Below are 19,513 nucleotides of genomic sequence, written 5' to 3'. Positions count from 1 at the left end.
TTTTTTAGAAACTTAATTTAACATTAAATCCATAAGTTCTCGTAGTTGGTAGTGGTCCACTCTGATATCCTTGTAAGTTACCAGCACTTAAACCAGCCTCAGGATCAGCATGTGGTAAATTTTTGCTGATAATCCATAAGTTTGAACCAGTTAATGTGAAAACTAAATCTTTAATAAATTTATCTTTGATTAAGTCTTTAAAATTATATGATAGAGAAACTTCTCTTAATTTAACATATGATGCATCATAAATGAATGCTTTATTTGGTAATCTTCTATAACCCCAAGCTCCAAATGTTTCAGCACTTGCTCTTGTTGTATTAGGAGTTCCATCAGCATATACACCAGGATTGATAAATCCTCCACCATCATCTAATGAATTACGAACAGGATTTCCTAAGTCATTGATGAATGCTGTTTCTTCGTATAATCCAGTAGCTCTACCATAATATTGGTCTAATGAGAAAATATCTCCACCTTGTTGGATGTCAATTAAGAAACTTAAAGAGAAATCTTTGTATGATACTGTATTTGTAATACCTGCATTCCAGTCTGGAGTAATATTACCGATGATGTTATCAGAAGTACTACTTTCTTCATAATATCCTGTACTTTCATTTACTACTTTCTCTCCATTTTCATGGTAAACATAATCTGTTCCTTGAATTGTTCCATAAGGTTGTCCAACAGTTGCATTAATTGTAACTCCTCCTTGGAAAGAACCTAATTGATAGTTAGAAATTTCTCCATCTAACTCTTTAACTTCGTTCTCATTTTTCGCCCAGTTAATGTTGATGTTCCATCTAAAGTCATCCGTTTGAATTGGTGTAGCATATAAATTTAACTCAATACCTTTATTTTGTACTTCTCCAGCATTGATAAATTGACTAGCATATCCAGTAGCTCTTGATAATGGAAGATTAACAATTTGATTTTTTGTTCTTGTATCGTAAAGAGATAAATCAAATCCAATTCTTTTACCAATAAAGTCCATATTTAAACCAGCCTCCCAACTTGAAGATCTTTCTGGTTTTAAGTCTGGATTTCTTTTAATTCCAGAAGCTGACCAAAGAGATTGTCCGTTAAATGTTGGTGATTTGATATAGATATCATATAATGAATTTACAGGTGCATCATTTCCTACTTCTGCATAGTTTAATCTTACTTTACCGAAAGATAACCAGCTAGATTCAATTAAGTTTGAGAAAACAAAACTTGAAGCGATAGAAGGGTAGTTAAATGCTCCATCATCAATTAAAATTGTTGAAGATTGATCTCTACGGAATGTAGCATCTAAATAAATTAAGTTGTTATATCCGAAAGATACACTAGCGTAAACACCACCAATTTCTTCTCTAATATCTGTTTCTGTTGGATCTAAAATGTTATTCTTAGAGTTTGTTAAACTATAGAATTTAGGAATAACAAGTCCACCATTAGTTTGTGCAAAAATACTTCTGATACTTTGTCTTCTGATGTTCCCCCCAACAATACCTTTTACATTAAGTTTTTCATTAATGTTGTAATCGAAGTTGAACATTAAGTCATAGTTATATTCAGAAAAAGTTCTGTTGAATCTGCTATATTCAGAAACTCTTTGACTTCCAATTGCAACTCTTTCTTCTTGAATTTCATCATAAGTATCCACAGAAGCTCTTGCGAAAACTTCTAACCAATCATTGATTTGATAAGTTAAAGCAGTGTTTCCAAATAAACGGTTTCTTGAATCCGTTTCGTAGTTTTCATATCTTTGCCAGTATGGGTTATCCCAGTAGATTGGACGTAAATCAGTTGGATAAGCATAATTCCAAGTTACGTTTCTATTAGTTAAGAAATATGCGTCTTTTTGTTGTTTAACATCAACGTTTGTTTGCCACCATTGTCTAAACATAGACATGATATTGTCACTATATCCAGTAGAGTTTCTACCTCTTGCTTTAATTCTACTATAACTAGCATTTACAGAAACTTTGAATTTATCTGTAAAGTTGTTAATTCCTGCAAAAGTAATGATATCTTTATTTAAGATACTGTTTGGTAAAATTCCTTCTTGATTGAATTTAGTATATCCTAATCTGAAAGATCCGTTTTCACTTCCTCCATCTAAACTAACACTATTTGTATAAGTTACTGGAGTTTCAAAGAATTCTAAAGGATCATTTTCTGGATAAACCCATGGACTTTTTTGTAAATAAGTTGGTAATTCAGAATCTAAAGAATTCCAGTGGTAAACTTCTAAATTTGGATCAAATGGTGCTCCATAAGAAGCATCTTCACTAACAGGAACAATTTGATCTAAAACACCGTCACCAGTAATATCTTCTTCAAACCAGAAGTTTCCTGGTCCACTATAATATGGTCCATATCCAGCTCCATATTGTTTTTGATATTTAGGGAAAGTACTTTTGTCAATGCTTCCAGTAGAAATTCCAGAATTGATTGTTACTCCAATTCCTCTTCCTTTTCTTCCTTTTTTTGTAGTAATGATGATTACCCCGTTTGCAGCTCTTGATCCATATAATGCAGATGCTGCTGCTCCTTTAAGTACGTTCACAGATGCAATATCTTCTGGGTTGATATCCGATGCAACGTTACCAAAGTCATATCCTCCACGAGCTGTAGATTGACCTCCAGCATTCGTTGTTGAATTATCAATTGGTACACCATCAACAACAAATAATGCTTGGTTATCAAATCCTAAAGAAGAATTACCACGAATAATTACGTTTGTAGATCCACCAATATTATTATTTGTTTTAATTTGAACCCCTGAAACTTTTCCAGAAAGCGCATTTGTAATGTTTCCACTTTTAATTGTGTTAACATCGTCTCCTTTTACTTCTTGTGTTGCGTATCCAAGAGATTTTTTATCTCTCGAAACTCCAAGAGCGGTTACAACCACTTCATCAAGTGCTTCCGTGTCTTCTGTTAAAGTAAGATAGATTACAGTTCTGTCTCCTACCAATTCTTCTACAGTTTTATATCCTACAAAACTAAAAACTAATATGTCATCTGACGAAGCTTCAATAGAGAAGTTTCCTTCAAAATCCGTATCAGTTCCAGTCGCAGTACCTTTAACGACGATGTTTACACCAGGGACTGGCCCAGTTTCGTCACTAACAGTACCAGTAATTGTTTTTGTTTGTGCAATACTGACCTGCACTACAAACACTAATAAAAGTGTCAAGCCTTTACTAATTAATGATTTCATTATGTATAATTATTTGATTAAATACACTTAAAATTCCTAAAAATTTGTTAAAAAAGCAATAGTATTTATCAAAAACTATAAAAATAAATTACAATCCTTAATTTCTTTAGTGTTTATAAGGGTTAAGAAGAAGTTTGAACTAGAAAAAATAGGTGAATTTTATGTGAAATTTCGAATTATTGAAGTCAAAATTCTCATTTCCAAAGCTTCCAACGGCGTAACTGATGTTAATTTTACTATTATTTTTAAAGTAAACATACCCAATTCCTAGTCCATACGCATTATCTGAAACGTTATCAATTTCATTATTTGTATATGCAAAATCGGTGATACTATAAAGGTAAGATAAATCAGACAAAAGGTAGCGATATTCTATATTAAACAAACTATAAGTAGAAACGAAAATACTACTCTCATTGAATCCTCTAATAGAGTTTGCACCACCAATTCGAAATAATTCATTAAATATATAATTTGAAGAGTTTAAATGAGCCGAAATATTTCGTATATATAAATAGTTTTTTCTATTTAATAGCCAGAGATAAGAAGCGGATCCAGAAATTTTTTGTTGTGCAATTGTTTCTTCTGCTTTTCGTGTTCCAATAGATGGTTTTAGTTCTAAATAAAATTTTCTTGGTTGTAAATAGGAATCATTATATTCTATATAATTATATCGAATTCCATAAAAATTATTTGTAAAATCTTCGACTGTTAGATTTGAAAGCGAATTATTTAAAAGATTTGAAGAGCTTTCAGAATTGTAAAAACCACTCAATTCATTTTTGTGATTTATACTATAACTTAATTCAAAATTAAATTTCGTTGAGACGAAAGTAGAATCTTGTTTAAAAATTTCTAGATTGACACTTGGAGAAACAGGAGAATTAAAAATATAAGGTATTTTACCTCCAACATTTAACATCGTTTTTTCTTCAGGAAAACTCTCCCAAAAAATCTTTATTTCTTCACCATTATTAAACATATTAAATAATTCTAATCGTAAATGACCATTTAATCTCAACTTTCCATCATCTTCATTGGAGTTAAACCCAATTAATCCATCAAAAATATTTCGGTTTCTCTTTTTTAAATAAAGATAAATTGCTGTTGTATCTTTTGTAAATAAAATTTGTGGAGATTTAATTTCTTCTACAAATGGAATTGATTTTAAAACTGTAGAAGCTGTTTTTAATTTATCTTTTGTAAATACACTTCCTTTTTTTAATTGCAACTTATGTTTAATGAATGATTTAGGGAAAGATTTATAACCTTCAATAATAATAGAATCAATATGCCGCTGATTTGATTTTTCTACTTGCAAATTAGCATAGAGATTTCCATCTTTTTGATTTAAATTATATAAATATACATTTGAAAAAGAGTTTCCTTGATTTTCAAAATAAGAAACAATTGTGTTTAAAATTTGTTCGATGTATTTTGGAGAAGCAATAATTGTATTGTTTTCAATTTTGACATTTGAACTAAAATTTAAATCTGTAATTTGTTCTTCTTTATACCTTAATATAAGTTTATCAATTTTTTTGCCTAAATCAAAAATAGCTGTTATTGTATCTTTTTTAGAAATTTTATTTTTTAAGTAAGAATTGTAAAAACCTTCTAATTGTAATTTTTTTTGAATTTTTTCAATTTCTAAATTTAAAGAATCAACATTTTTAAAATTATTTTTGTAAGTAAAATCCTTATTTTTTTCAACAGCATTATTCTCTGAATCTATGGCTTTTAGAATAATATTCTGGCTATAGATTTTTGCATTAAAAAGAAATAGTATACTAAAAAAAAGTAGATATAAGGGTTTGATATTAAGATTCTTCACTAGTGAAAATGTTGAAATTTTGGCGAAAGTAACAATTAAATGTTAAGAAATGAAAAATAAATTGTATGAGGTTTGATTAACGAGAAAAAATTCATACATTTGCACACTCTAAAAAACAGAGAGTTAATAAAATAAAAACGTAATTAATATAAATTTAGTATGCCAACTATTCAACAATTAGTACGCAAGGGAAGAACCACAATAACTAAGAAGAGTAAATCGGCTGCTTTAAATTCATGTCCTCAAAGAAGAGGAGTATGTACACGTGTTTACACTACGACACCTAAGAAACCAAACTCTGCAATGAGAAAAGTTGCCAGAGTTCGTTTAACAAACGGTAACGAGGTAAATGCTTACATCCCAGGAGAAGGACACAATTTACAAGAGCACTCGATAGTATTAGTTAGGGGAGGAAGAGTTAAAGATTTACCAGGGGTAAGATACCACATCGTTCGTGGTGCTTTAGATACTGCTGGTGTTGAAGGAAGAACTCAACGTCGATCTAAATATGGTACAAAACGTCCTAAGAAGTAAATTTTTAATTTTTTAAAGAAACAACGATGAGAAAAAGAAGAGCGAAAAAAAGAGTTCTTTTACCAGATCCAAGGTTTAACGATCAGTTAGTAACTAGATTCGTAAACATGTTAATGTGGGACGGAAAGAAATCTGTAGCTTTTAAAGTATTTTACGATGCATTAGATATCGTAGAAGCAAAGAAACAAGATGAAGAAAAATCTGCTTTAGAGATTTGGAAAGATGCATTATCTAACGTGATGCCACACGTAGAAGTACGTAGCCGTCGTGTTGGAGGAGCTACATTCCAAATTCCAATGCAAATTAGACCAGATAGAAAAGTATCTATGGCTATTAAATGGTTAATTCTTTTCGCTAGAAAGCGTAATGAAAAATCAATGGCTCAGAGATTAGCTGCAGAGATTTTAGCTGCTGCTAAAGAAGAAGGTGCTGCTGTTAAGAAAAGAGTTGATGTTCACAAAATGGCGGACGCTAATAAAGCTTTCTCACACTTTAGATTCTAATATAATTAACCATGGCAAGAGATTTAAAATACACAAGAAACATTGGTATTGCTGCGCATATTGATGCCGGTAAGACTACTACAACGGAGCGTATCCTTTATTATACTGGAGTTTCTCATAAAATTGGAGAAGTACATGATGGTGCTGCTACAATGGACTGGATGGAGCAAGAGCAGGAAAGAGGGATTACTATTACATCTGCTGCAACTACTTGTACTTGGAATTTCCCAACTGAAAACGGAAAACCAACTTCAGATGCAAAAGGATATCACTTTAACATTATTGATACTCCAGGTCACGTTGACTTTACAGTAGAGGTAAACCGTTCTTTAAGAGTTCTTGATGGATTAGTATTCTTATTTAGTGCAGTTGATGGTGTTGAGCCTCAATCTGAAACTAACTGGAGATTAGCTGATAACTACAAAGTTCCAAGAATGGGATTCGTAAACAAAATGGACCGTCAAGGATCAAACTTCTTAAACGTGTGTAAACAAGTTAAAGAAATGTTAGGTTCTAATGCTGTGCCAATCGTTTTACCAATTGGAGATGAGGCTGATTTTAAAGGAATCATTGATTTAGTTAAAAATAGAGCTATTATCTGGCATGAGGAATCTAAAGGATCTACTTTTGATGTAGTTGAAATTCCAGAAGATTTAAAAGAAGAAGCTGCTGAGTACAGAGCTTTATTAATCGAGGAGGTTGCTGCTTATGATGACAACCTTTTAGAGAAATTCATGGAAGATGAAAACTCTATTACAGAAGATGAAGTACATGCTGCTTTAAGAGCTGCTGTAATGGATATGGCTATCATCCCAATGATCTGTGGATCTGCATTCAAAAACAAAGGAGTTCAATTCTTATTAGATGCAGTTTGTAGATATTTACCTTCTCCATTAGATAAAGATGATATCGTAGGAACTAACCCTAAGACTGAAGAGGAAACTTCTCGTAAACCAGATGTAAATGATCCTTTCTCAGCATTAGCGTTTAAGATTGCTACAGATCCTTTCGTAGGACGTTTAGCTTTCTTCCGTGCTTATTCTGGAAAATTAGATGCAGGATCTTACGTATGGAATTCTCGTTCTGGTAAAAAAGAGCGTATCTCACGTATCTACCAAATGCACTCAAATAAACAAAACGCTATTGATTCTATCGAAGCTGGAGATATTGGAGCTGCTGTAGGATTTAAGGATATCAAAACTGGAGATACATTGTGTGCTCAAGAAGCTCCTATTGTATTAGAAAGTATGGATTTCCCTGATCCTGTAATTGGTATCGCTGTTGAGCCTAAAACTAAAGCTGATGTTGAAAAATTAGGTTTAGCTTTAGCAAAATTAGCAGAAGAAGATCCAACATTCCAAGTAAAAACTGATGAGGCTTCAGGTCAAACAGTAATTTCAGGAATGGGAGAGCTTCACTTAGATATCATTGTTGACCGTTTAAAACGTGAGTTTAAAGTTGAAGTAACTCAAGGTGAGCCACAAGTAGAGTACAAAGAGGCATTCATGAATACTACAGAACTTAGAGAGACTTATAAGAAGCAATCTGGAGGACGTGGTAAGTTTGGAGATATCGTATTCGAAATGGGTAGAGCTGATGAAGATTTCAAAGGACCAGGTTTACAGTTTGTTGATGAGATTAAAGGTGGACGTATTCCTAAAGAATTTATTCCTTCAGTAGAAAAAGGATTCAAAGAGGCAATGCAAAATGGACCTTTAGCTGGATTCGTAATGGATTCTATGAAAGTTACTCTTAAGGATGGATCTTTCCACCCTGTGGATTCAGATCAACTTTCTTTCGAATTAGCTGCTAAGTTAGGATATAAGTCTGGAGCAAAAGCTGCAGGTGCCGTGATCTTAGAGCCAATCATGAGTTTAGAAGTTGTTACTCCAGAAGAGAACATGGGAGATGTAGTAGGAGACTTAAACCGTCGTAGAGGACAAGTGAATAGTATGGATGATAAGTCTGGAGCAAAAGTTGTTAGAGCTGAAGTTCCATTATCTGAAATGTTTGGATATGTAACTACATTAAGAACATTAACATCAGGTAGAGCAACATCATCAATGGTATTCTCTCACTATGCACAAACTCCTTCTAACATCCAAGAGGAAGTAATTGAGAAAGCGAAAGGTTAATAGCTAAAGTTAGAAACAATGAGTCAAAAAATCAGAATAAAATTAAAATCATACGATCACAACTTAGTAGACAAATCTGCTGAGAAAATCGTAAAGACAGTAAAGAATACTGGTGCTGTTATCAACGGACCAATTCCTTTACCAACACATAAAAAGATTTTTACTGTATTACGTTCTCCACACGTAAACAAAAAATCTAGAGAGCAATTCCAATTAAGTTCTTACAAAAGATTATTAGATATCTATAGTTCTTCTTCTAAGACTATCGATGCTTTAATGAAGTTAGAATTACCATCAGGAGTTGAAGTAGAAATTAAAGTTTGATAAAAATATCAAAAAGTAGAGAAAGTTACCTAGAAATTCTGGGTAACTTCTTCTGCGAATAATAATAAATAAATATTAATAAATTTTATAAATAATGTCTGGGTTAATAGGAAGAAAAATCGGAATGACTAGCCTTTTTGACGAGAATGGAAAAAATATTCCATGTACAGTTATAGAAGCTGGTCCTTGTGTGGTTACCCAAGTCAGAACCGAAGAGGTAGACGGGTATAATGCGTTACAACTTGGTTTCGATGACAAATCTGAAAAGCATACTACAAAAGCTTTAGAAGGTCACTTCAAAAAAGCAGGAACTACTGCTAAGAAGAGAGTTGTTGAATTTCAAGGATTTGAAGAGGAATATAAATTAGGTGATTCAATTACAGTTGAGCACTTTACTGAAGGAGAATTTGTTGATGTATCAGGAATTTCTAAAGGTAAAGGATTCCAAGGGGTTGTAAAACGTCATGGATTTGCTGGAGTTGGACAAGCAACTCACGGTCAACATAACCGTTTAAGAGCACCTGGTTCTATTGGAGCTGCATCTTATCCTGCAAGAGTATTCAAAGGAATGCGTATGGCAGGAAGAATGGGTGGAGATAAAGTTAAAGTTCAAAACTTAAGAGTTTTAAAAGTAGTTGCTGATAAGAATTTATTAGTAGTAAAAGGAGCAGTTCCTGGACACAAAAACTCTTACCTAATCATTGAAAAATAATGAAAGTAGCAGTTTTAGATATAAATGGAAAAGAAACAGGAAGACAAGTAGAACTTTCTGATTCTATCTTTGCTATCGAGCCAAATGATCACGCTGTTTATTTGGATGTAAAACAATACTTAGCAAACAAAAGACAAGGTACTCATAAATCTAAAGAAAGAGCAGAGATTACAGGAAGTACTAGAAAACTTAAAAAGCAAAAAGGTACTGGTACAGCTCGTGCAGGTTCTATTAAATCTCCTGTATTTAGAGGAGGAGGTAGAATTTTTGGACCAAGACCAAGAAACTACTCTTTCAAATTGAATAAAAACTTAAAAAGATTAGCTCGTAAATCTGCATTAAGTATTCAAGCAAAAGAAAACAATTTAGTAGTAATTGAAGATTTCACATTCGAAGCTCCAAGTACTAAAAAGTTTGTTAATATTTTGAAAGCATTTGAGTTAGAGAATAAAAAATCTCTATTTGTATTGGGTGAATCAAATAATAATGTATATTTGTCGTCGCGCAATTTAAAAAAGGCAAAATCTGTAAATAGTTCATTATTAAACACTTACGAGATTTTGAATGCGAATAAGGTTGTACTTTTTGAAAGTACTGTAGAAGGAATCGAATCAAATTTAAGTAAATAGGTCATAGTGATGAGTATTTTAATTAAACCTATTATCACAGAAAAGATAACAAACGATAGCGAGTTAAATAATCGCTATGGTTTTGTTGTGAGAAAAGACGCTAACAAAATTGAAATTAAAACTGCTGTTGAAACTACTTATGGAGTTTCAGTTGAGGCAGTAAGAACAATGAACTATCCAGCGAAAAGAACAACGAAGTATACTAAAAGAGGTATGACTGAAGCTGTTAAAGGTGGATACAAAAAAGCTATTGTTCAATTAGCAGAAGGAGAAACTATTGATTTTTATAACAATATCTAAGAAAGATAACAAATGTCAGTTAGAAAATTAAAACCAGTAACGCCAGGTCAGCGTTTTAGAGTAGTAAATGGTTTCGACGCCATTACTACTGACAAGCCGGAGAAAAGTTTATTAGCTCCGAAAAAAAGATCTGGTGGTCGAAACAATAAAGGTAAAATGACTATGCGCTACATTGGTGGTGGTCATAAGAAAAAATACCGTATTATCGATTTCAAAAGAGATAAGCATGGTGTACCTGCAACTGTAAAGACTATCGAGTATGATCCAAATCGTACAGCATTTATCGCTTTATTAAACTATGCAGATGGTGAGAAGCGTTATATTATTGCTCAAGGAGGATTAAAAGTTGGTCAAACTGTTGTTTCAGGTGAAAACATTGCTCCAGAAATTGGAAATGCAATGCCTTTAAGCCAAATACCTTTAGGAACTACAATTTCTTGTATCGAGTTAAGACCAGGACAAGGAGCTATCATGGCTCGTAGTGCAGGATCTTTCGCTCAATTAATGGCAAGAGATGGTAAATATGCAACTGTGAAATTACCATCAGGTGAAACGAGATTAATCCTAGTAACTTGTTATGCTACAATTGGAGTTGTATCAAACTCAGATCATCAGTTATTAGTATCTGGTAAAGCAGGTAGAAGCAGATGGTTAGGAAGAAGACCAAGAACTAACGCAGTTCGTATGAACCCAGTTGATCACCCAATGGGAGGTGGAGAAGGTCGTTCTTCAGGAGGACATCCAAGATCTAGAAACGGAATACCAGCTAAAGGTTATAAGACTAGATCAAAAACTAAAGCGAGTAACAAGTATATTATCGAACGTAGAAAAAAATAGTTTTAGAGTATGGCACGTTCATTAAAAAAAGGACCATTCGTATCTATTAATTTAGAGAAGAAAGTTCAAGCAAACGTTGAATCAGGAAAGAAATCTGTAATCAAAACTTGGTCAAGAGCATCAATGATTACACCTGATTTTGTTGGACAAACAATCGCTGTGCATAACGGACGTCAATTCGTTCCTGTATATGTAACAGAGAATATGGTAGGTCATAAATTAGGAGAATTTTCACCAACTCGTTCATTCAGAGGTCACGGTGCAGATAAGAAAAATAAAGGTAAAAAATAGTAGGAAATCATGGGAGTTCGTAAAAAACTAAGAGCACAACAGATAAAAGAAGCGAAAAAGCACACTGCTTTTGCAAAGCTTAACGGCTGTCCTACTTCACCAAGAAAAATGCGTTTAGTAGCAGATTTAATCAGAGGAGTTGAAGTTGAGAAAGCTTTACAAATTTTAAAGTTCAACGAAAAAGCTGCTTCTGTTAATTTAGAAAAATTATTACTTTCTGCTATCGCAAACTGGCAAGCTAAAAACGAAGATTTAAGCATTGAAGATGCTGAATTATACGTTAAAGAAGTATATGTTGACAGCGCAGGTATGTTAAAAAGATTAAGACCTGCACCACAAGGTCGTGCACATAGAATTAGAAAACGTTCTAATCATGTGACATTAGTGTTAGGTAATAAAAATGTTGAAAGCAATTAATCATAAGTAGAAATGGGACAAAAGACTAATCCAATAGGAAATCGTTTAGGAATTATCAGAGGATGGGATTCTAACTGGTACGGAGGAAACAACTACGGAGATAAGATTGCAGAAGACGCAAAGATTAGAAAATACCTTAGCGCAAGATTATATAAAGCAAGTGTTTCTAGAATTATTATTGAGCGTACACTTAAACTTGTAACCGTTACTATCACTACTGCTAGACCTGGTATTATTATCGGAAAAGGTGGACAAGAGGTAGACAAGATTAAGGAAGAGCTTAAGAAAATTACTAATAAAGAAGTTCAAATTAATATCTTTGAGATCAAGCGTCCAGAATTAGATGCAACGTTAGTTGCAGCTTCTATTGCTCGTCAGATTGAAAATCGTATTTCTTATAGAAGAGCAATCAAGATGGCTATTTCTGCAGCTATGCGTATGAATGCAGAAGGTATCAAAATTCAAATTTCAGGTCGTTTAAACGGAGCTGAGATGGCACGTTCTGAGCACTATAAAGAAGGTAGAATCCCTCTATCTACTTTCAGAGCAGATATTGATTATGCACTTGTAGAATCTCATACTACTTACGGAAGAATCGGAGTAAAAGTATGGATTATGAAAGGTGAGGTTTATGGTAAGAGAGAATTATCTCCATTAGTAGGATTATCTAAAAAAGGAGGTAAATCAGGTAGAAATCAAAAATCTCGTCGTAGAAAATAATTTTAAAATTTAGTATTTAAGATGTTACAGCCAAAAAGAGTAAAATATCGTAAAGTACAGAAGGCGAAAGGGAACATGAAAGGAAACTCTCAAAGAGGGCATCAACTTTCAAATGGAATGTTCGGAATCAAAGCTTTAGAACAAGATTTGATTACTGCTCGCCAAATCGAGGCAGCTCGTATTGCAGCTACTCGTTACATGAAGAGAGAGGGACAATTATGGATTAAAATATTCCCGGATAAGCCAATTACTAAGAAACCATTAGAGGTACGTATGGGTAAAGGTAAGGGAGCACCAGAATATTTTGTTGCTGTAGTTAAACCAGGAAGAATCATGTTTGAAGTTGGTGGAGTACCAATGGAAATCGCAAAAGAGGCTTTACGTTTAGCGGCACAAAAACTTCCAGTAAAGACTAAGTTTATTGTAGCTAGAGATTTTGATAACGCTTAATTGATTAGAGAAATGAAACAATCAGAGATAAAAGAATTATCGACAGCTGAGTTACAAGATAAACTTAGTACGTTGAAAAAGGATTATACTGATCTGAAGATGGCTCACACAATTTCACCATTGGATGCTCCAATGCAGGTAAGAGCCCTTAGAAGAACTGTGGCAAGAATTGCTACAGAATTAACTAAAAGAGAATTACAATAATTGTACTCGACAAGATGGAAAAAAGAAATCTTAGAAAAGAGAGAATAGGTGTAGTTACGAGTAACAAAATGGAGAAGTCTATTGTTGTTTCAGAGGTAACAAGAGTAAAACACCCTATGTACGGTAAATTCGTGTTAAAAACGAAAAAATACGTTGCACACGATGAGACAAATGATTGTAACATTGGAGACACTGTTAAGATAATGGAGACACGTCCAATGAGTAAATCTAAACGTTGGAGATTAGTAGAAATCATTGAAAGAGCTAAATAATTATGTTACAAACTGAATCAAGATTAAGAGTAGCAGATAATACTGGAGCTAAAGAGGTTTTAGTTATCCGCGTTTTAGGAGGAACAAAAAAACGTTACGCTTCTGTAGGTGATAAGATTGTAGTTACTGTAAAAGATGCTACGCCAAACGGAAATGTAAAGAAAGGACAAGTTTCTAGAGCAGTTGTAGTTCGTACAAAGAAAGAAGTTAGACGTAAAGACGGATCATATATCAGATTTGATGACAATGCATGTGTGTTATTAAATCCATCTGAAGAGATGAGAGGAACACGTGTATTTGGTCCAGTTGCTAGAGAACTTCGTGAGAAACAATTCATGAAAATCGTATCATTAGCACCTGAAGTGCTTTAATAAAAATTAGAGTAAAATGGCAAAATTAAAGATCAAATCAGGAGATTTAGTAAGAGTTATTGCTGGAGATCACAAAGGTGAGGAAGGAAAAGTTGTAAGAGTTTTCCCAGCAAAAAACAGAGCTATTGTTGAGGGTGTTAACATGATATCTAAGCATACTAAACCTAGCGCTCAAAGTCCACAAGGTGGAATTGTAAAGAAAGAAGCTTCTTTACATATTTCAAACTTAATGTTAGTAGAGAACGGAGAAACTACTAAAGTTAAGTACGTAATGGAAGGAGATAAAAAAGTTAGGGTTTCAAAAAAATCTGATAAAGCTATATAATCATGAGTTATATACCAAGACTTAAAGGAGAATACAAGAGTAGAATTATTGCTGCTCTTACAGAAGAATTCGGATACAAAAATGTAATGCAGGTTCCTAAATTAGAGAAAATTGTTATCTCTAAAGGAGTTGGAGCTGCAGTTGCCGATAAAAAATTAATAGATTATGCTGTTGATGAATTGACTAAAATTACTGGTCAAAAAGCAGTAGCGACAATTTCTAAGAAAGACGTTGCAACTTTCAAATTACGTAAAGGAATGCCAATTGGAGCAAAAGTTACGTTAAGAGGAGAAAGAATGTACGAATTCTTAGATAGATTAATCACTATCTCATTACCTCGTGTAAGAGATTTTGACGGTATTAAAGCGAACGGTTTTGACGGACGTGGAAACTACAATTTAGGTATTACTGAGCAAATCATTTTCCCAGAAATTGATATTGACAAAGTAAACAAAATTGGAGGAATGGATATTACTTTTGTAACATCTGCTCAAACGGACAAGGAAGCAAAATCATTATTAGGCGAATTAGGATTACCATTTAAAAAGAGTTAAGGAATGGCTAAAGAATCAATGAAAGCCCGTGAGGTTAAAAGACAAAAGACTGTTGATAAGTACGCTGAGAAAAGAAAAGCGTTAAAAGCAGCTGGAGACTACGAAGGTTTACAAAAGTTACCTAAGAATGCTTCACCAGTGCGTTTACACAATCGTTGTAAATTAACAGGAAGACCAAAGGGATATATGCGTCAATTCGGAATTTCTCGTGTGACTTTCCGTGAAATGGCAAATCAAGGATTAATACCAGGAGTTAAAAAAGCAAGTTGGTAAACTAATTAAATAGTAAGAAGATGTACACAGATCCAATAGCAGATTATCTAACAAGAGTTAGAAACGCGGTAAGTGCAGGACATAGAGTAGTTGAAATTCCAACTTCTAAATTGAAGCAGGAAATCACTAAGATCTTGTTTGATCAAGGATATATTTTAAGCTACAAGTTCATGAACGAAGGTGTTCAAGGAACTATTAAGATAGCCTTAAAATATGATAAGGAAACTAAAGAGCCTGTAATCAAACATATTGAACGTATTAGTAAACCTGGTTTACGTAAGTATGCAAGTGCTAGTGAAATGCCTAGAGTATTAAACGGACTTGGAATTGCAATCGTTTCTACATCTAAAGGAGTAATGACGAACAAAAAAGCTCGTCAAGAAAACGTAGGTGGAGAAGTATTGTGTTACGTATATTAAAATAATTTAGTAGAGATGTCAAGAATAGGAAAAAGCCCAATCGCGATACCAGAAGGTGTAACTTTCACTATCAATGGTGATGTAGTTACAGTAAAAGGAAAATTGGGAGAGTTATCTCAAGAAATAAAAGATATCACAGTAAAAGAAGAAGATGGTCAAATCGTTTTAGAGAGACCATCTGAATCTAAAGATCATAGAGCAAAGCATGGATTATACAGAGCTTTAATTAACAACATGGTGGAAGGTGTATCTAAAGGATTCACAATCTCATTAGAGTTAGTTGGAGTTGGATATAGAGCAAGTAACCAAGGACAAGTATTAGACTTAGCTTTAGGTTTTTCTCATAATATCGTTATTGACTTAGCTCCTGAAGTTAAAGTTGAAACAATTTCTGAAAAAGGTAAAAATCCAATCGTTAAGTTAACTTCTTTCGATAAGCAATTGGTAGGACAAGTAGCTGCAAAGATTCGTTCTTTCCGTAAGCCTGAGCCGTACAAAGGAAAAGGAGTTAAATTTGTAGGAGAAGTATTAAGAAGAAAAGCAGGTAAATCTGCATAATTAGTAGTATTATGGCATTATCAAAGCTTGAAAGAAGACAAAGAATTAAGCGTAGAATTAGAAAGATTGTTTCTGGAACTAGCCAAAAACCTAGGTTATCTGTATTCAGAAGTAATAAAGAAATTTATGCTCAATTAATCGATGATTTAACAGGGACAACTTTAGTTTCTGTTTCATCAAGAGATAAAGCACTAGCTGCTGAAGGTTCAAAATCAGAAATTGCTGCCTTAGTTGGTAAAGCAGTTGCTGAAAGTGCAATCAAAGCAGGAATTGAAACTTGTGCATTCGATAGAAATGGATATTTGTATCATGGTAGAGTTAAAGCTCTAGCTGAAGCTGCAAGAGAAGCAGGATTAAAATTTTAACAAAGATTATGTTTCAAAAATATAAAAACGTAGAACGAGTTAAGCCAAGTGGTTTAGAATTACAAGATCACTTAGTAGGTGTTAACAGAGTAACTAAAGTAACAAAAGGAGGTAGAACATTTGGTTTCTCTGCTATTGTTGTTGTAGGTGACGGAAACGGTGTTGTAGGACATGGTTTAGGAAAATCTAAAGACGTTGCTTCTGCTATCGCTAAAGCTATAGAAGATGCAAAGAAGAATTTAGTTAGAATTCCTATCATTAATCACACTTTACCACACGAACAAAAAGGTAAATTTGGAGGAGCAAGAGTATATTTACAACCAGCATCTCACGGTACAGGAGTAATCGCCGGAGGAGCTGTACGTGCTGTACTTGAGTCAGTTGGGGTTCATGATGTATTATCTAAATCTCAAGGATCTTCAAATGCACATAATGTTGTTAAGGCAACTTTTGATGCATTATTACAATTACGTAGTGCTGAAGTTATCGCTAAGCAAAGAGGAATTTCTTTATCAAAAGTTTTTAACGGATAATAACAAGGAATAATGGCAAAGATTAGAGTAACAAAAGTTAGAAGCGAAATCAACCGTCCTCAAGATCAAAAAAGAACTTTAGAGGCTTTGGGATTACGTAAGATGAACCAAGTAGTAGAGCATGATGCTACACCTGCTATCCTTGGAATGGTAAACAAAGTTAAACACTTAATTTCTGTTGAAGAAGTTAAATAAGAAATCTGAAACGTTATGATTTTAAACAACTTAAAACCTGCAGAAGGTTCTGTAATCAGAAAAGGAAAGAGAGTAGGTAGAGGTGAAGGTTCTGGAAAAGGTGGTACAGCTACAAGAGGACACAAAGGAGCTAAATCTCGTTCAGGATATTCTCGTAAAATCGGATTCGAAGGAGGTCAAATGCCACTTCAAAGACGTGTACCTAAGTTTGGATTTAAAAATATCAACCGTAAAGAATACGTTGGTATTAACTTAGATAGAATTCAAGAGCTAGTTGAGCAAGGAAGAATTACTGATACTTTAGATATGGAAGTAATCGTTGCAAACAGATTAGCTCGTAAGAATGATCTAGTAAAAATATTAGGTAGAGGAGAGTTAAAAGCAAAATTAAAAATCTCAGCTCACAAATTCACTGCAACTGCAAAAGCTGCTGTTGAAGCTGCGGGAGGAGAAGTAATTACTTTATAAGAAATACCTTAAATGAAAAAATTTATTCAAGCCATAAAAGACATTTCAAAGATAGAAGAACTTAAAAATAAGATTCTTCTTACACTCGGTTTCATGGTAGTTTACCGTTTTGCCGCTCAAGTTTCTTTACCAGGAATTGATGTTAATGCTGCACAAGAAGCATTAAAAAATCAAGCTGGAGAAGGAGGACTTCTAGATATATTAAATATGTTTACTGGTGGAGCTTTTGCACAAGCATCAGTAATGGCATTAGGAATTATGCCATATATTTCTGCATCTATTGTTGTTCAATTAATGGGGATTGCTGTTCCTTATTTACAGAAACTTCAAAAAGATGGAGAAAGTGGTCGAAAGAAGATTAATCAAATTACACGTTGGTTAACAATTGGAATCACAGCAGTGCAAGGTCCTGCTTATATTACAAATTTAAGTAGTCTAATACCTGAGTCAGCAATGTATTTGAGTGGAGGAATGTTTTGGATTTCGTCAATGGTACTGTTAACTTCAGGTACTATTTTCGCAATGTGGCTTGGAGAAAAAATTACAGATAAAGGTATTGGAAACGGTATTTCACTTTTAATTATGATCGGAATTATTGCACGTTTTCCAGGTGCTTTCGTTCAAGAATTTACTTCTAGAATTGCGGAATCAAATGGAGGTGCAATAATGATCTTAATTGAAGTAGTTGTTTGGTTTGCTGTAATTTTAGCATGTATTTTATTAGTAACTGCAGTTCGTAAAATTGGTGTTCAGTATGCTCGTAAGACTATCGCTGGAAACGTAAAAGATGTTGCAGGAGCTAGAGAATACATTCCATTAAAATTAAATTCGGCAGGTGTAATGCCAATCATTTTTGCACAAGCAATTATGTTTGTTCCTGGTGCAATTGCTAATTCAGCTTCAAATGAATCAGTGAAATCTATTGCTGCTAGTTTTAGTGACATAAATGGACTAGGGTATAATTTGGTATTTGCTTTATTAATAATTATATTTAGTTATTTTTATACTGCAATTACTATCCAAACAAACAAAATGGCAGAAGATTTAAAGAGAAGCAATGGATTTATTCCAGGTGTACGTCCAGGAGAAGAAACTGCGAATATGTTAGATTCTATCTTATCTAAGATAACTTTACCAGGATCATTATTCTTGGCATTATTAGCAATCTTACCTGCGATTGTAGTGAAGTTTGGAATCCAACAATCTTGGGCTATTTTTTATGGTGGAACTTCTCTAATCATTATGGTTGGAGTTGCAATAGATACTATTCAACAAATTAATTCTCATTTATTAAACCGTCACTATGATGGATTAATGAAGACAGGAAGCAAAAGAAAATCAGTAGCATAATGGCTAAACAAGCAGCAATACAGCAAGATGGAACAATCACGGAAGCATTGTCAAACGCAATGTTCCGTGTTGAGTTAGAAAATGGACACATAGTTACAGCTCATATTTCAGGGAAAATGCGTATGCATTATATTAAATTATTACCTGGAGACAAGGTAAAATTGGAAATGAGCCCTTATGACCTTACAAAAGCAAGAATTACTTATAGATACTAAAGATTAAACGATGAAAGTAAGAGCATCATTAAAGAAAAGAAGTGCCGAGTGCAAGATTGTGCGTAGAAAAGGCAGATTATATGTAATCAATAAAAAGAATCCTAGATTTAAACAAAGACAAGGATAGTTATGGCAAGAATAGCAGGAATTGATATACCAAAGAATAAAAGAGGAGTTATTGCTCTAACCTATATTTTTGGAATTGGTAGCAGCAGAGCTAAAGAAATTTTAGAAACTGCAAAAGTAGACGAAAACACGAAAGTTCAAGACTGGAATGATGACGAGATTGCACGCATCAGAGAGCAAGTTGGAGAATATACTTTAGAAGGAGAGTTACGTTCTGAGATTCAGTTAAACATCAAACGTTTAATGGACATCGGGTGTAACAGAGGAATTCGTCACAGAAATGGTTTACCTTTAAGAGGACAAAGAACTAAGAACAATTCTAGAACTAGAAAAGGTAAGAGAAAAACAGTGGCTAACAAAAAGAAAGCAACTAAATAATAACTAGGAA

30 protein-coding genes are annotated in these 19,513 nt (G+C 33.5%); 28 read left to right on the top strand and 2 right to left on the bottom strand.

Annotated elements, in window-relative coordinates; all coding sequences use genetic code 11:
* Positions 1–4: 4 nt before the first annotated feature.
* Together I1A51_RS01535 and I1A51_RS01530 are read right to left on the bottom strand one after the other, a co-directional pair.
* Positions 5–3,211, bottom strand: coding sequence for a SusC/RagA family TonB-linked outer membrane protein (locus tag I1A51_RS01535; protein ID WP_196890614.1), 3,207 nt, complete (start codon positions 3,209–3,211; stop codon positions 5–7).
* 139 nt (positions 3,212–3,350) lie between these two features.
* Positions 3,351–5,045: a POTRA domain-containing protein gene (locus I1A51_RS01530; protein ID WP_196890613.1), complete on the bottom strand. Its 1,695-nt coding sequence runs from the start codon at positions 5,043–5,045 to the stop codon at positions 3,351–3,353.
* A gap of 159 nt (positions 5,046–5,204) precedes the next feature.
* Between I1A51_RS01530 and rpsL the strand changes: the two genes are divergently transcribed.
* From rpsL to rpsM, 28 genes are all read left to right on the top strand, one after another.
* Positions 5,205–5,579 (top strand): 30S ribosomal protein S12, encoded by a 375-nt coding sequence (gene rpsL / locus I1A51_RS01525; protein ID WP_196885245.1) that lies wholly within the window; start codon positions 5,205–5,207, stop codon positions 5,577–5,579.
* 26 nt (positions 5,580–5,605) lie between these two features.
* Entirely contained in the window at positions 5,606–6,082 is a 477-nt protein-coding gene (rpsG, locus tag I1A51_RS01520) for a 30S ribosomal protein S7 (protein ID WP_196890612.1), read from the top strand.
* A gap of 11 nt (positions 6,083–6,093) precedes the next feature.
* Complete coding sequence (gene fusA, locus I1A51_RS01515; protein WP_196890611.1) at positions 6,094–8,217, top strand: elongation factor G; 2,124 nt, start codon at positions 6,094–6,096, stop codon at positions 8,215–8,217.
* Positions 8,218–8,235: 18 nt separating this feature from the next.
* Positions 8,236–8,541, top strand: coding sequence for a 30S ribosomal protein S10 (rpsJ, locus tag I1A51_RS01510; RefSeq protein WP_196890610.1), 306 nt, complete (start codon positions 8,236–8,238; stop codon positions 8,539–8,541).
* Between the two features lie 94 nt (positions 8,542–8,635).
* Positions 8,636–9,253: a 50S ribosomal protein L3 gene (gene rplC / locus I1A51_RS01505; protein ID WP_196890609.1), complete on the top strand. Its 618-nt coding sequence runs from the start codon at positions 8,636–8,638 to the stop codon at positions 9,251–9,253.
* Positions 9,253–9,882 (top strand): 50S ribosomal protein L4, encoded by a 630-nt coding sequence (gene rplD / locus I1A51_RS01500; protein ID WP_196890608.1) that lies wholly within the window; start codon positions 9,253–9,255, stop codon positions 9,880–9,882. Before rplC ends, rplD begins: the two co-directional genes overlap by 1 nt.
* A 9-nt stretch (positions 9,883–9,891) precedes the next feature.
* Positions 9,892–10,182, top strand: coding sequence for a 50S ribosomal protein L23 (rplW, locus tag I1A51_RS01495; RefSeq protein WP_196890607.1), 291 nt, complete (start codon positions 9,892–9,894; stop codon positions 10,180–10,182).
* 12 nt (positions 10,183–10,194) lie between these two features.
* Positions 10,195–11,019, top strand: a complete 825-nt coding sequence (gene rplB / locus I1A51_RS01490) for a 50S ribosomal protein L2 (protein WP_196890606.1) — start codon at positions 10,195–10,197, stop codon at positions 11,017–11,019.
* A gap of 9 nt (positions 11,020–11,028) precedes the next feature.
* On the top strand, positions 11,029–11,310 hold the full coding sequence (gene rpsS, locus I1A51_RS01485) for a 30S ribosomal protein S19 (RefSeq protein ID WP_196890605.1): 282 nt from the start codon (positions 11,029–11,031) through the stop codon (positions 11,308–11,310).
* Positions 11,311–11,319: 9 nt separating this feature from the next.
* Complete coding sequence (rplV, locus tag I1A51_RS01480) at positions 11,320–11,727, top strand: 50S ribosomal protein L22 (protein WP_196890604.1); 408 nt, start codon at positions 11,320–11,322, stop codon at positions 11,725–11,727.
* Positions 11,728–11,739: 12 nt separating this feature from the next.
* A complete protein-coding gene (gene rpsC / locus I1A51_RS01475; RefSeq protein WP_196890603.1) occupies positions 11,740–12,447 on the top strand; it encodes a 30S ribosomal protein S3 in 708 nt (235 codons plus the stop codon).
* 21 nt (positions 12,448–12,468) lie between these two features.
* Positions 12,469–12,897: a 50S ribosomal protein L16 gene (gene rplP, locus I1A51_RS01470; RefSeq protein ID WP_196890602.1), complete on the top strand. Its 429-nt coding sequence runs from the start codon at positions 12,469–12,471 to the stop codon at positions 12,895–12,897.
* A gap of 12 nt (positions 12,898–12,909) precedes the next feature.
* Entirely contained in the window at positions 12,910–13,101 is a 192-nt protein-coding gene (gene rpmC, locus I1A51_RS01465; RefSeq protein ID WP_196890601.1) for a 50S ribosomal protein L29, read from the top strand.
* Between the two features lie 14 nt (positions 13,102–13,115).
* Entirely contained in the window at positions 13,116–13,373 is a 258-nt protein-coding gene (gene rpsQ, locus I1A51_RS01460) for a 30S ribosomal protein S17 (RefSeq protein ID WP_196885232.1), read from the top strand.
* A gap of 2 nt (positions 13,374–13,375) precedes the next feature.
* Positions 13,376–13,744, top strand: a complete 369-nt coding sequence (gene rplN / locus I1A51_RS01455) for a 50S ribosomal protein L14 (RefSeq protein WP_196890600.1) — start codon at positions 13,376–13,378, stop codon at positions 13,742–13,744.
* 16 nt (positions 13,745–13,760) lie between these two features.
* Positions 13,761–14,069 carry a 50S ribosomal protein L24 gene (gene rplX / locus I1A51_RS01450; RefSeq protein ID WP_196890599.1) on the top strand — a complete coding sequence of 103 codons (309 nt, stop codon included), beginning with the start codon at positions 13,761–13,763 and terminating at the stop codon, positions 14,067–14,069.
* Positions 14,070–14,071: 2 nt separating this feature from the next.
* Complete coding sequence (gene rplE, locus I1A51_RS01445) at positions 14,072–14,623, top strand: 50S ribosomal protein L5 (protein WP_196890598.1); 552 nt, start codon at positions 14,072–14,074, stop codon at positions 14,621–14,623.
* Between the two features lie 3 nt (positions 14,624–14,626).
* The gene (rpsN, locus tag I1A51_RS01440; RefSeq protein WP_196885228.1) at positions 14,627–14,896 is read left to right on the top strand and encodes a 30S ribosomal protein S14; all 270 of its coding nucleotides are present in this window, start codon (positions 14,627–14,629) and stop codon (positions 14,894–14,896) included.
* A gap of 20 nt (positions 14,897–14,916) precedes the next feature.
* Positions 14,917–15,315 carry a 30S ribosomal protein S8 gene (gene rpsH, locus I1A51_RS01435; RefSeq protein WP_196890597.1) on the top strand — a complete coding sequence of 133 codons (399 nt, stop codon included), beginning with the start codon at positions 14,917–14,919 and terminating at the stop codon, positions 15,313–15,315.
* 15 nt (positions 15,316–15,330) lie between these two features.
* Positions 15,331–15,873 carry a 50S ribosomal protein L6 gene (gene rplF / locus I1A51_RS01430; RefSeq protein ID WP_196890596.1) on the top strand — a complete coding sequence of 181 codons (543 nt, stop codon included), beginning with the start codon at positions 15,331–15,333 and terminating at the stop codon, positions 15,871–15,873.
* Between the two features lie 11 nt (positions 15,874–15,884).
* A complete protein-coding gene (rplR, locus tag I1A51_RS01425) occupies positions 15,885–16,238 on the top strand; it encodes a 50S ribosomal protein L18 (protein WP_196890595.1) in 354 nt (117 codons plus the stop codon).
* 8 nt (positions 16,239–16,246) lie between these two features.
* Positions 16,247–16,771 (top strand): 30S ribosomal protein S5, encoded by a 525-nt coding sequence (rpsE, locus tag I1A51_RS01420; protein WP_196890594.1) that lies wholly within the window; start codon positions 16,247–16,249, stop codon positions 16,769–16,771.
* A gap of 12 nt (positions 16,772–16,783) precedes the next feature.
* A complete protein-coding gene (gene rpmD / locus I1A51_RS01415) occupies positions 16,784–16,966 on the top strand; it encodes a 50S ribosomal protein L30 (protein WP_196890593.1) in 183 nt (60 codons plus the stop codon).
* A 15-nt stretch (positions 16,967–16,981) separates the two neighbouring features.
* On the top strand, positions 16,982–17,434 hold the full coding sequence (rplO, locus tag I1A51_RS01410; protein WP_196890592.1) for a 50S ribosomal protein L15: 453 nt from the start codon (positions 16,982–16,984) through the stop codon (positions 17,432–17,434).
* Positions 17,435–17,446: 12 nt separating this feature from the next.
* A complete protein-coding gene (secY, locus tag I1A51_RS01405) occupies positions 17,447–18,784 on the top strand; it encodes a preprotein translocase subunit SecY (RefSeq protein WP_196890591.1) in 1,338 nt (445 codons plus the stop codon).
* The gene (infA, locus tag I1A51_RS01400) at positions 18,784–18,999 is read left to right on the top strand and encodes a translation initiation factor IF-1 (protein WP_152285504.1); all 216 of its coding nucleotides are present in this window, start codon (positions 18,784–18,786) and stop codon (positions 18,997–18,999) included. Before secY ends, infA begins: the two co-directional genes overlap by 1 nt.
* 10 nt (positions 19,000–19,009) lie before the next feature.
* Positions 19,010–19,126 carry a type B 50S ribosomal protein L36 gene (gene ykgO / locus I1A51_RS01395; protein ID WP_073316873.1) on the top strand — a complete coding sequence of 39 codons (117 nt, stop codon included), beginning with the start codon at positions 19,010–19,012 and terminating at the stop codon, positions 19,124–19,126.
* A gap of 2 nt (positions 19,127–19,128) precedes the next feature.
* Positions 19,129–19,503 carry a 30S ribosomal protein S13 gene (rpsM, locus tag I1A51_RS01390; RefSeq protein WP_196890590.1) on the top strand — a complete coding sequence of 125 codons (375 nt, stop codon included), beginning with the start codon at positions 19,129–19,131 and terminating at the stop codon, positions 19,501–19,503.
* Positions 19,504–19,513: the final 10 nt, after the last annotated feature.

Source organism: Aureivirga marina (assembly GCF_015767265.1).
Lineage (GTDB): Bacteria > Bacteroidota > Bacteroidia > Flavobacteriales > Flavobacteriaceae > Aureivirga > Aureivirga marina.
This window is presented reverse-complemented; position numbering and strand designations above follow the sequence as displayed.

Bases quoted from the DNA above. Each gene is read 5' to 3' on its own strand.
- I1A51_RS01535 (WP_196890614.1), bottom strand. From the start codon at position 3,211: ATGAAATCATTAATTAGTAAAGGCTTGACACTTTTATTAGTGTTTGTA.
- rpsL (WP_196885245.1), top strand. From the start codon at position 5,205: ATGCCAACTATTCAACAATTAGTACGCAAGGGAAGAACCACAATAACT.
- rpsG (WP_196890612.1), top strand. From the start codon at position 5,606: ATGAGAAAAAGAAGAGCGAAAAAAAGAGTTCTTTTACCAGATCCAAGG.
- fusA (WP_196890611.1), top strand. From the start codon at position 6,094: ATGGCAAGAGATTTAAAATACACAAGAAACATTGGTATTGCTGCGCAT.
- rpsJ (WP_196890610.1), top strand. From the start codon at position 8,236: ATGAGTCAAAAAATCAGAATAAAATTAAAATCATACGATCACAACTTA.
- rplC (WP_196890609.1), top strand. From the start codon at position 8,636: ATGTCTGGGTTAATAGGAAGAAAAATCGGAATGACTAGCCTTTTTGAC.
- rplD (WP_196890608.1), top strand. From the start codon at position 9,253: ATGAAAGTAGCAGTTTTAGATATAAATGGAAAAGAAACAGGAAGACAA.
- rplW (WP_196890607.1), top strand. From the start codon at position 9,892: ATGAGTATTTTAATTAAACCTATTATCACAGAAAAGATAACAAACGAT.
- rplB (WP_196890606.1), top strand. From the start codon at position 10,195: ATGTCAGTTAGAAAATTAAAACCAGTAACGCCAGGTCAGCGTTTTAGA.
- rpsS (WP_196890605.1), top strand. From the start codon at position 11,029: ATGGCACGTTCATTAAAAAAAGGACCATTCGTATCTATTAATTTAGAG.
- rplV (WP_196890604.1), top strand. From the start codon at position 11,320: ATGGGAGTTCGTAAAAAACTAAGAGCACAACAGATAAAAGAAGCGAAA.
- rpsC (WP_196890603.1), top strand. From the start codon at position 11,740: ATGGGACAAAAGACTAATCCAATAGGAAATCGTTTAGGAATTATCAGA.
- rplP (WP_196890602.1), top strand. From the start codon at position 12,469: ATGTTACAGCCAAAAAGAGTAAAATATCGTAAAGTACAGAAGGCGAAA.
- rpmC (WP_196890601.1), top strand. From the start codon at position 12,910: ATGAAACAATCAGAGATAAAAGAATTATCGACAGCTGAGTTACAAGAT.
- rpsQ (WP_196885232.1), top strand. From the start codon at position 13,116: ATGGAAAAAAGAAATCTTAGAAAAGAGAGAATAGGTGTAGTTACGAGT.
- rplN (WP_196890600.1), top strand. From the start codon at position 13,376: ATGTTACAAACTGAATCAAGATTAAGAGTAGCAGATAATACTGGAGCT.
- rplX (WP_196890599.1), top strand. From the start codon at position 13,761: ATGGCAAAATTAAAGATCAAATCAGGAGATTTAGTAAGAGTTATTGCT.
- rplE (WP_196890598.1), top strand. From the start codon at position 14,072: ATGAGTTATATACCAAGACTTAAAGGAGAATACAAGAGTAGAATTATT.
- rpsN (WP_196885228.1), top strand. From the start codon at position 14,627: ATGGCTAAAGAATCAATGAAAGCCCGTGAGGTTAAAAGACAAAAGACT.
- rpsH (WP_196890597.1), top strand. From the start codon at position 14,917: ATGTACACAGATCCAATAGCAGATTATCTAACAAGAGTTAGAAACGCG.
- rplF (WP_196890596.1), top strand. From the start codon at position 15,331: ATGTCAAGAATAGGAAAAAGCCCAATCGCGATACCAGAAGGTGTAACT.
- rplR (WP_196890595.1), top strand. From the start codon at position 15,885: ATGGCATTATCAAAGCTTGAAAGAAGACAAAGAATTAAGCGTAGAATT.
- rpsE (WP_196890594.1), top strand. From the start codon at position 16,247: ATGTTTCAAAAATATAAAAACGTAGAACGAGTTAAGCCAAGTGGTTTA.
- rpmD (WP_196890593.1), top strand. From the start codon at position 16,784: ATGGCAAAGATTAGAGTAACAAAAGTTAGAAGCGAAATCAACCGTCCT.
- rplO (WP_196890592.1), top strand. From the start codon at position 16,982: ATGATTTTAAACAACTTAAAACCTGCAGAAGGTTCTGTAATCAGAAAA.
- secY (WP_196890591.1), top strand. From the start codon at position 17,447: ATGAAAAAATTTATTCAAGCCATAAAAGACATTTCAAAGATAGAAGAA.
- infA (WP_152285504.1), top strand. From the start codon at position 18,784: ATGGCTAAACAAGCAGCAATACAGCAAGATGGAACAATCACGGAAGCA.
- ykgO (WP_073316873.1), top strand. From the start codon at position 19,010: ATGAAAGTAAGAGCATCATTAAAGAAAAGAAGTGCCGAGTGCAAGATT.
- rpsM (WP_196890590.1), top strand. From the start codon at position 19,129: ATGGCAAGAATAGCAGGAATTGATATACCAAAGAATAAAAGAGGAGTT.